Source organism: Trabulsiella guamensis ATCC 49490 (assembly GCF_000734965.1).
GTDB classification, from domain to species: Bacteria; Pseudomonadota; Gammaproteobacteria; order Enterobacterales; family Enterobacteriaceae; genus Trabulsiella; species Trabulsiella guamensis.
The window spans coordinates 56,847-66,287 of sequence record NZ_JMTB01000040.1 but is presented as its reverse complement, the minus strand read 5'-3'; the positions used below and the strand labels follow the sequence as shown (position 1 = coordinate 66,287).

General features: G+C 50.3%; 13 protein-coding genes. 8 read left to right on the top strand and 5 right to left on the bottom strand.

Going from position 1 to position 9,441, the window contains the following annotated elements:
* The first annotated feature begins 262 nt into the window (after positions 1-262).
* From ghrA to GTGU_RS04635, 4 genes are all read left to right on the top strand, one after another.
* Positions 263-1,201, top strand: a complete 939-nt coding sequence (gene ghrA, locus GTGU_RS04650) for a glyoxylate/hydroxypyruvate reductase GhrA (protein ID WP_038154537.1) — start codon at positions 263-265, stop codon at positions 1,199-1,201.
* A gap of 92 nt (positions 1,202-1,293) precedes the next feature.
* Positions 1,294-2,031, top strand: a complete 738-nt coding sequence (locus tag GTGU_RS04645; protein WP_038154536.1) for a phosphatase — start codon at positions 1,294-1,296, stop codon at positions 2,029-2,031.
* Positions 2,032-2,052: 21 nt separating this feature from the next.
* Positions 2,053-2,607 (top strand): TorD/DmsD family molecular chaperone, encoded by a 555-nt coding sequence (locus tag GTGU_RS04640; protein WP_038154535.1) that lies wholly within the window; start codon positions 2,053-2,055, stop codon positions 2,605-2,607.
* Positions 2,608-2,703: 96 nt separating this feature from the next.
* The gene (locus GTGU_RS04635) at positions 2,704-3,186 is read left to right on the top strand and encodes a DUF1097 domain-containing protein (RefSeq protein WP_156964059.1); all 483 of its coding nucleotides are present in this window, start codon (positions 2,704-2,706) and stop codon (positions 3,184-3,186) included.
* Between the two features lie 38 nt (positions 3,187-3,224).
* On the opposite strand, the gene csgG is transcribed toward GTGU_RS04635, so the two are convergent.
* From csgG to csgD, 4 genes are read right to left on the bottom strand one after another with little or no spacing between them, the layout of a single operon-like run.
* Positions 3,225-4,058 carry a curli production assembly/transport protein CsgG gene (gene csgG, locus GTGU_RS04630; RefSeq protein WP_038154533.1) on the bottom strand — a complete coding sequence of 278 codons (834 nt, stop codon included), beginning with the start codon at positions 4,056-4,058 and terminating at the stop codon, positions 3,225-3,227.
* A 26-nt stretch (positions 4,059-4,084) separates the two neighbouring features.
* Positions 4,085-4,498 (bottom strand): curli production assembly/transport protein CsgF, encoded by a 414-nt coding sequence (gene csgF / locus GTGU_RS04625; protein WP_038154532.1) that lies wholly within the window; start codon positions 4,496-4,498, stop codon positions 4,085-4,087.
* A gap of 27 nt (positions 4,499-4,525) precedes the next feature.
* Complete coding sequence (gene csgE / locus GTGU_RS04620) at positions 4,526-4,915, bottom strand: curli production assembly/transport protein CsgE (RefSeq protein ID WP_038154531.1); 390 nt, start codon at positions 4,913-4,915, stop codon at positions 4,526-4,528.
* Between the two features lie 4 nt (positions 4,916-4,919).
* Positions 4,920-5,570, bottom strand: a complete 651-nt coding sequence (csgD, locus tag GTGU_RS04615) for a biofilm master transcriptional regulator CsgD (protein WP_038154530.1) — start codon at positions 5,568-5,570, stop codon at positions 4,920-4,922.
* Positions 5,571-6,328: 758 nt separating this feature from the next.
* Here csgD and csgB point away from each other — a divergent pair.
* The 4 genes from csgB (at position 6,329) to GTGU_RS04595 (ending at position 8,141) form a co-directional block, all read left to right on the top strand.
* Positions 6,329-6,784: a curli minor subunit CsgB gene (gene csgB / locus GTGU_RS04610; RefSeq protein WP_038154529.1), complete on the top strand. Its 456-nt coding sequence runs from the start codon at positions 6,329-6,331 to the stop codon at positions 6,782-6,784.
* Between the two features lie 40 nt (positions 6,785-6,824).
* A complete protein-coding gene (csgA, locus tag GTGU_RS04605; RefSeq protein ID WP_038154528.1) occupies positions 6,825-7,274 on the top strand; it encodes a curli major subunit CsgA in 450 nt (149 codons plus the stop codon).
* Between the two features lie 61 nt (positions 7,275-7,335).
* On the top strand, positions 7,336-7,665 hold the full coding sequence (gene csgC / locus GTGU_RS04600) for a curli assembly chaperone CsgC (protein ID WP_038154527.1): 330 nt from the start codon (positions 7,336-7,338) through the stop codon (positions 7,663-7,665).
* Between the two features lie 164 nt (positions 7,666-7,829).
* Entirely contained in the window at positions 7,830-8,141 is a 312-nt protein-coding gene (locus GTGU_RS04595; protein ID WP_038154526.1) for a hypothetical protein, read from the top strand.
* A gap of 31 nt (positions 8,142-8,172) precedes the next feature.
* Here GTGU_RS04595 and mdoC read toward each other — a convergent pair whose 3' ends face one another.
* Complete coding sequence (gene mdoC / locus GTGU_RS04590; RefSeq protein WP_038154525.1) at positions 8,173-9,333, bottom strand: glucans biosynthesis protein MdoC; 1,161 nt, start codon at positions 9,331-9,333, stop codon at positions 8,173-8,175.
* Between the last annotated feature and the right edge of the window lie 108 nt (positions 9,334-9,441).

Here is a 9,441-nt window from a genome sequence, read left to right as displayed (position 1 = left end):
CCCGACGTCGTCGGAACGGGCGCTAATGTAGGGAAAACCGTACCGATCGTCAACTGACTTTTCAAAATAATCGCGCGTTTAGCTATTCTTCAGGCAACTTGCTTCTAATTCGAACCGGAAACGCTTTTTTTGTCAGCAACCGCCTTTTTAAAGGCTGCGCAAAAGAAATTTGCTAAGCTGATAAACCACGATAAAACAACCAGTAACCACATGCGTGATTCCTGTAAAACCGCTAAAGCGCGTTTATCCGTCTGGAGAACCAATGAACATCATTTTCTACCATCCCACCTTTGATATTCCGTTCTGGATTGCAGAACTGGAGAAACAGATCCCCGGCGCGACTGTGCGTGAGTGGAAAAGCGGCGATAACAGGCCTGCGGATTACGCCCTGGTCTGGCATCCGCCGGTGGAAATGCTGGAGGGACGGTCGCTTAAAGCGGTGTTCGCCCTTGGGGCGGGCGTGGATTCGATTCTGAGTCAATTAAAAGCTCACCCTGAGATGCTGCCGGAAACCACGCCGCTGTTTCGCCTTGAAGATACTGGCATGGCGCAACAAATGCAGGAATATGCCGTCAGCCAGGTGTTGCACTGGTTCCGCCGTTTCGATGATTATCAGCAGCAAAAGGCCAATGTTCACTGGCAACCGCTGCCTGAATATCAGCGTGAAGACTTCACGATTGGCATTCTGGGCGCGGGCGTGCTCGGTAGTAAAGTGGCGGAAAGCCTGCTCGGCTGGGGGTTCCCGGTGCGCTGCTGGAGCCGTAGCCGCAAAAACTGGCCCAACGTGAGTAGTTTCGCCGGGCGCGACGAACTGGCGTATTTTCTGCGTGAAACGCGTGTACTCATCAACCTGTTACCCAACACGCCGGAAACGGTGGGGATTATTGATAAGACATTGCTGGCACAGCTCAGAGAGGAATGCTATGTGCTCAACCTGGCACGTGGCGTACATGTCATTGAAGAGGATCTGCTGCAGGCGCTGGAGAGCGGCAAAGTTAAAAGCGCGATGCTCGATGTTTTCAACCAGGAGCCGCTTCCGGCGGAAAGTCCGTTATGGAAACATCCCCGTGTGGCAATCACGCCACATGTGGCGGCGATCACGCGACCTTTGCAGGCGATCGACTTTATCTCGCGTACCATCAGGCAGCTTGAGCGCGGCGAGGCGGGAAGCAAGCCAGTGGATCGCCACTCAGGTTATTGAGTATCACTCACCCGGTGAGTCACAGCGGGTTTTTTACTCATAAAGTTCACGCAATCCTGTTATCCTTGGCGTAAAACAGAGAGGAGAGAGCAATGTATCCCGTTGACCTGCACATGCACACCGTCGCCAGTACCCATGCCTACAGCACCCTTCATGACTATATTGCTGAGGCGAAGCGCAAAGGAATCGCGCTGTTTGCTATCACCGATCATGGCCCTGACATGGCCGATGCACCACACCACTGGCACTTTATCAATATGCGCATCTGGCCGCGTATGGTAGATGGCGTGGGCATCCTGCGTGGCATTGAGGCAAACATCAAAAACACCCAGGGCGAAATTGACTGCACCGGACCGATGCTGACGTCATTAGATTTGATCATCGCAGGTTTCCATGAGCCTGTCTTCCCCCCGCAGGATAAAGCCACCCACACTGAAGCGATGATCGCCACCATGGCCAGTGGCAACGTGCATATCATCAGCCATCCGGGTAATCCGAAATTCCCGGTCGATATCCCGGCCATTGCCAAAGCGGCAGCGAAATATCAGGTAGCGCTGGAGATTAACAACTCCTCCTTTGTTGCGTCGCGCATTGGCAGCGAAGACAATTGCCGCGCGATAGCTGAAGCTGTGCGGGATGCAGGCGGCTGGGTTGCGCTGGGTTCTGATTCACACACCGCCTTCACGCTGGGCGATTTCACGGAATGCCAGAAAATCCTCGATGCTGTCGATTTCCCGGAAGACCGTATTCTGAACGTCACGCCGCGCCGTTTCCTGAACTTCCTCGAGTCCCGCGGAATGGCGCCGATCCCTGAATTTTCTGAACTGTAATTTGTTAACTGGAATAACTGAATGAACGAGTTTTCAATCCTCTGCCGCGTGCTGGGATCGCTTTACTACCGTCAGCCGCAGGATCCACTGCTGGTGCCGCTGTTTACCCTGATCCGCGAAGGCAAACTGGCGGAAAGCTGGCCGCTCGAACAGGACGAGCTGCTGGAGCGTCTGCAGAAAAACTGTGACGGGCAGCAGATTGCTGCGGATTACAACGCGCTGTTCGTCGGTGACGAGTGCAGCGTTCCGCCGTTTGCCAGTCACTGGCAGAGTGAGATCAAAGAAGCGGACGTCCGCGCGTTTTTGTCTGAACGGGGTATGCCCCTCAGCGACGCGCCCGCTGATCATCTCGGTACGCTGTTGCTGGCCGCGTCCTGGCTCGAAGATCAGTCGGAAGAGGATGAAAGTGAGGCGTTGGAAACCCTGTTCGCAGAGTACCTGTTGCCCTGGTGCGGTGCCTTCCTCGGCAAACTCGAAGCACACGCCACTACCCCGTTCTGGCGGACGATGGCGCCGCTGACCCGCGAGGCGATTTCCGCCATGTGGGATGAATTACAGGAAGAGAATGGAGAGTGATATAAATCACATTATCAATGTAACGTGAAATCATTGCGTGATGATAATGTGACTTGCGTCACAATTAAGTGGCGCGTTTCTGCTATGATTCGCGCCATGAACATACTCTTTTCTATCGCACTGACAACAGGCATTCTCTCTGGCATCTGGGGGTGGGTGGCTGTCTCTTTAGGTCTACTGAGTTGGGCCGGTTTTCTCGGTTGTACCGCCTATTTCGCCTGTCCGCAGGGCGGGCTGAAAGGGCTGTTGATTGCCGCCTGCACCGTGATGAGCGGTGTCCTGTGGGCGCAGGTCATTATGTATGGCAGCGCGCTGGCGCCGCACCTCGACATTCTCAGTTATTCCATGACCGGCATCGTCGCGTTTCTGATGTGTATTCAGGCGAAACAACTGCTGTTGTCGTTCGTTCCCGGTACTTTTATCGGCGCAGGCGCAACCTTCGCGGGGCAGGGCGACTGGCGAGTGATTGTTCCGTCACTGGCGCTGGGGTTGTTGTTCGGTTATGCAATGAAAAACAGCGGCCTGTGGCTGGCGTCGCGGCGGCTGAAGGCGCAATCGCCCTCGTTACAGCGTGAATAAAAAAGCGTGGCCAGGAGCCACGCTTTTTTTGCCAGCGATCAGGATTCAGGCGGTACTGACATCTCGCGATACTTCGCCAGCACAGGATTATTCAAATCGGCTTTGTTTTGCAGATCCCACAAGCTGCGGTCAATGCCATCGTTAATCAGATAGATGACGCCCGTTTCAATCGCTGACATCAGGCACAGCATCACCGGTTCGTTGGCGGTATAGCCAATTTCTCCTTCCAGCAGACGCTGATAATCAATAAAGCGGAATACCCCAGCCTGCACTTCATAGGAAAGAATGGTTTTGCTGGTGTTGACTGACGAGAGAATTTCGCCGGTGCTGACGTTGACTACCCGCAGGTTGACTGCGATTTGGTCGAGCTGGTATTGGGTGTCTGCGCCAATCCCGAAGTAGCGTGCGCCGACCCCACCTGACTTCACATTGCTCTCGTAACCAATGATCGAGCCTTCAATCATGATATTAGCCGCAGTCAGCGACTGTAACGGAATACGATTGTTGATCGCTACCGTACCGTTTTCCTGCGCCGCGCGAATGATTTTGCGTTCGTTCAGCAGGTTTTGCAGACCCTGGCGTTCCAGCGGCACAAACCAGCGCGAATCTTTCAGCGCGGTGACCAGCATGGCGGTGGCGCTTTGCGGTACGGCGGTCGAAAAGTTGCTGGCCGGATAGGGCTTGAACTGACCGGTTTCATCCTGAATGTTGTATACCGAAACAAAGATCTTCCCGCTGGGCATCGGTAAGTGGGTTAAGTCACGATAACTTTGTGCGCGAGGCATTAAGGTCGGTTTTGCGGCTTCTTTTGGCGGGGCCGTTAAACATCCGCTCAATAAACTGACGGCCAGGAGAAGTAATAAGCGCTGCATGATAGTCGTCCTGTAATAACTGAGCGTTAAAAGTCGGTGGAATTGGTTTGTAACCCCGACACCTCAATGGTCGAAGTTTTCCCCGTCTTACGGTCGGTGACGTTTAATTGCAACTGACCGTCACGGTTAGTGATATCAATGATGAAATCATTGGTCACCATTCTTCCCGGTTTACCGGTGTTAATATTGGTGAGCAGCCCGCCTAATATTTGCGACTGGATCGCCTGCGTGAAATTATCCAGCGCCGAGGGCGTCTCGACGCCATAGTCTTCATAGCTCGGATCTTTATAAGAATTCTGTGCCTGAGCGCTGTTGAGCAGGAAAGAACCATTATTCGGGTTTCCACCAAAATTCGGGTTTCGGAACTGGAACACCATATTCCCGCCCCAGCTAACGGTGGGGATCAGGATGAGTGAAATCACTGCATATGCAATACGCATGACAGCCTCCGCGTTATATTCAGTTTTTTAAAATTCGTCCTGAGCGAGATCTTTAGTGCTCAGCAACGTCTGATCGATCTGCCGGCGTTTTATCGCCTCGTCAGTCGCTGCCAGCGCCTGACCCACTGTGTTTTCAAAATCGCGTCTGGTCGGAAAGAGAAACGTCTGGAAAATGACATCCTGATTAATGGCGATAGTTATCCAACTCCCCCATCGCGCACTGGGCCGCTCATTAATCGTCAGATTACCCTTGTATTCACTTTCCCACTTGTCGCTAAAAGAACGATAAAAGTCATGTCCCACAGACGACACCGTGTGGTCGGTTAATAAACCGGGAATTTCTACTTCAACGGCGTGCAGATCCCCGGTGGCGAACAGAATATCTGCTGCCACAAGCCAGGCTAAATAGCGTTTCATGGCGTTATCGCCTGAGGTTATCGTTGGCCCACGAGACCGCTTGTGTGCGGTTTTTAACGGATATCTTTTTGAAAAGATTATACAGGTGTGTTTTGACCGTGTTCTCGCTGATAAACAGCGAGCGGGCGATCTCGTTGTTGGACGCGCCAATCCGTAGCTTGTTGAGGATCTCTTTCTCCCGATGGGTAAGCAGCGTGGTATCTGTGCCGTTATACCGGTAGTTGCCGGAATGGGTAATCAGATAACTTGCCAACTTTTGTGAGAAATAACATTCACCGCGTAACACGCCATGCAAACCCTCAAGCAGACGCGACTCATCTTCAGAGGCGTAGAATACACCATTGATATATGGCCAGTTTTCAATATCCCGGAAAGGATATTCATCAGGCGTATTTAAAAGCAGCACTCTGATATTATTGTTTTTTCTGCTTAAGTTTTCCTGCCAGTAATGAATGAGTTTTTTATCGGCTTCCATCATATCGAATAATATGATGCTTCCTGCCGGTATATCATCGAGAGAACGCTGAATATTATGCAATTTCGTTGTTAATATCAGCGAGTGCTTTAAATGCTGAAGCAGCGCTGTAGCCTGCAAAGAAGGTTTAGTGATCAACAATAACGTATGGCCATGAATACTATGGACTTCATTAAACATGATGAAACCCCACTTTTTGAGCGCATCTGGCAGTTGCCCACGACGAAGCCGTGAGCACCAGAAGTACTGACAGATACGGAATTGCTGTGTGTAGAAAGTGCCATAACCCCCGAGATGGAGGTTAAAATTAAAACAAATTATGTACGGCTAATTTCAATCTAGTCATTACTAATCTTAAAGCAAGTGTTAATCGTGTAACAAAATGTAAAAATAAATATTAAAATGTGTACTTGTGGATTCTAATCTGTTTAGATTTAATGGAAAAGTTGTACATTTCGCTAATTATGCACAGTTTTTCCTGATCCGGATTTTTGTTTCTATTGATTGATTTATAATGTTTTTATTCTTTGAGTAATGCGATTCTATGCGCATCTTATTACAAAATTCTGACAGTAATATCTGTACAGGTCTGAACCTTTCGAAAAATCGAACCTGGTGACGACGTGATAGCAAATTAGCGTTTTTCGCAATGATGGAACCGTCAACTTCTCGTGACGACGGCATCGCCAGACGATGTATACATCCCCGGCAAACTCCATAAAATAGAGAAAAATAAAAACCGCCTGCCGCTACGATTACACGCCCTGGTTCATACTTAGGGGTGAATATAAGCAATAAAATACCACTGGCGGGTGAGATATTTAATATGTTTCTCCGGACATACTCTTCACCGTAACGCCACGGTAACAAAATACGTGAGTCGTTTACATATTACCCGTACGTTATTATTACAACAGTGCCAGGTCCAGGGTGACAACATGAAAAACAAATTGTTATTTATGCTGTTAACAGTACTGGGTTCGCATGGGTTAGTCATCGCAGCAGGTCATGATCTGGCTAATTCAGAATATAACCTCGCGATTAATGAGTTAAGTGATCCATCTTATAATCAGGCAGCCATTATTGGTCAGCAGGGTAGTTATCATAATGCCACTATTCGTCAGAGTGGTTCAAAAGTCCTTTCTGTTATTTCTCAGGAGGGTTCTGCTAACAGGGCGCGAATTGACCAGTCAGGAACGTATAACCTTGCTTATATTGCTCAGGCAGGTAGTACCAACGATGCAAATATTCAGCAAGGAGGATATGGAAATACTGCGGCCATTATCCAGAAAGGTTCCGGTAATAAAGCAAATATTTCTCAGTTTGGTACGCAAAAAACCGCAGTAGTAGTGCAACGACAGTCGCAAATGGCCATCCGCATTATTCAGCGTTAGCTATTCACGACAATTAAAATCAATCCGATGGGGGTTTACCATGAAACTTATCAAAGTAGCAGCATTCGCAGCAATTGTAGTTTCTGGCAGTGCTCTGGCAGGTCTTGTTCCGCAATATGGCGGGGGTCATGGCGGCGGTGGCAGCACCACAGGCCCTGAGTCAACCATGAGCATTTACCAGTACGGTGGCGGTAACCTGGCGACCGCGTTGCAAAGCGATGCGCGTAACTCTGATCTGACCATCAAACAGTATGGCGGTGCCAACGCAGCGGACGTGGGTCAGGGATCTGACACCAGTGCTATTGATCTGCTGCAGAATGGCTATGCAAACAACGCCACTATCGATCAGTGGAACAGCAAAAACTCTGAAGTCGAAGTGCGTCAGTTCGGTGCAAGCAACGGCGCTTTGGTTAACCAGTCCGCTTCTGACTCCAGTGTCACCGTCCATCAGGTTGGTTTTGGCAACAACGCAACAGCCAGCCAGTACTGAGTTCCCTGGTTGTCATCTTAAAAAAACAGGGCGCTGGCCCTGTTTTTTTCTGGAGGCGAATATGCACAGTTTGTTGCTGCTGGCGGCGTTGAGCAATCAGATTGCATTTGACGTCGCGCAGCAAGGAGGTCTCACCACCATTATGCCGGTCGTCACCTTAAACCAGTCCTGCGTCTGTCGCGTCCAGGTGCAGACCCGGCGGGAAGGGCAGAGCGGCACAAGTCAGATACAGCAGAGTAAGACCCTCTCTTTGCCCGCTAATCAGGCGATTGAACTGCCACAACTTCGTATAAATTTGACGCCTGAAGACACGGTAACAGTGGTGGTCACCGTCACGGACGGTCAGTCGCTTCATTTGTCGCAGCAGTGGTTGTCATCGAACAAAATTTGACCATAAATTCAGTAAATCAAGTCATTGAATCGACTGGCGGAAAATCAGAAACGTTAATATGCTGTAATAAATGTTAGTCACCGTGTCAAGTTGTAAACACAGTAGCTATCGTCTGGTGCATTGCTTACCGCACTCAAGGATGAGCCATACTGAAGAGGTTTGACATGAAAACATTTGCAGGCACGACGCTTTCCTTGCTTCTCCTCATCTCATCCACGGTAACTCACGCGGCTACCACCTCGCCGGGCGGAGTGATTCACTTCCGGGGCGCTATTGTCGAAGACCCCTGCAACATCGCGCGCACCGCTGAAAACGTGGCGTTTAGCTGTTATCGCGATGGCGTAACAAAAACCTCTGTCTATTCTCTCGAACAAGCCGAAAAAGGGATTAAAGGGAATAATGCGATCGCAGTGGTGAAAATGGATTACATCAACCCGCAAAAAACCCTGGCGGTGTTGCGAGTCGATTATCAGTAGCCAAAAAAAGCCCCTCCAGGAGGGGCTTTACTTAACAGGCGCTGGTCTGCGCTTTTTTCGGTGCCTGTAAAGGTTTACCGGAAAAGAGGAAGCGCAGCAGCGGAATGCGTAAATGAATCTCATACAAAATGAGTGCGCAGCCGATAACAAATACCAGCCCGGCGAGAAAGCCCAGCGTATTAGATGTAATGAATGGCGTAATCCACGCCCCGTAGAAAAGCGTTAAGGGATGATGTACCAGATAGATAAACAGCGAAGCGTTGACGAAGTAGGTGACGCGCGCCGACTGAAAATTCAGCAGCCGATGCCCGAAGGCAAACACCACATTCACCATCCACAGCCCCAACACCATCGTAATGACCGATTCCGTCTCATACATCCAGGCATCACCGGAACCGTATTGCTGATTCAGACGATAGGCGATAAAGCCCAGCACCGCAGCGACCAGGCACCATCGGGAAGGGGTAGTGAACAGCGCTTTCAGTCGTGGATTGATAAACGCCTGCGCGCCAATGACAAAGAACGGCACATAGAACAGCGTCTGCATTACAGCGAAGTTGAACAGGCCATCGCTCAGAATCGGCGGATAAATGATGAACAGCGTGCGGCGAATCGCGGCATAAAGCACACCGAGCGCCAGGAACAGCAGCGTCAACTGCCCGAGCGTGACATGTTCGAAGAAGCGCTTGCGGGCGCGGGTCTGACGACGTCTCAGCCAGCGAAATACTACAATGCTCACGGTGGTCAACACGACCAGCACCAGCAGGAACCACAGGTGCGAAATCAACTCCCACACCAGCGTGTTGTACTTGTCATACAGCGACAGGCTCTGCCAGCTGTCGGTTTTGCCCTTCACGTACTGCAGCATAATAAACTGTGGCAGTGTCAGCAGCGGAATGGCGGTCAGCAGGGGGATCCCGACGCGCTCAACGCGCACTTTCCACCATTTTTTAAGCGGATAACGCAAAAACAGCATGTAAGAAAAGTAGCCGGAGATGACGAAAAAGACCTGCATGCGGAACGAATGAATGAAATCATTGAACAGCGTCAGCCACCATGATGGCTCCGCGCTGTTCACGTGCCAGACATGGCTTGAGTAGATCAACGATATGTGAAAAGGAATCCCTAATAACATCAGCCATGCCCGGATGGAATCAAGGAAATATTCACGTTGTGGCGGTACTTTATTCATAGACTTACGTACAATCTCAGACTTTTCGTCTTATCGCGAGTGGCGATAACGTTTAAATTCGGCAGCAACCCTACACGATGTCCGGGAACCTGTCTCCAGGATAAGCAC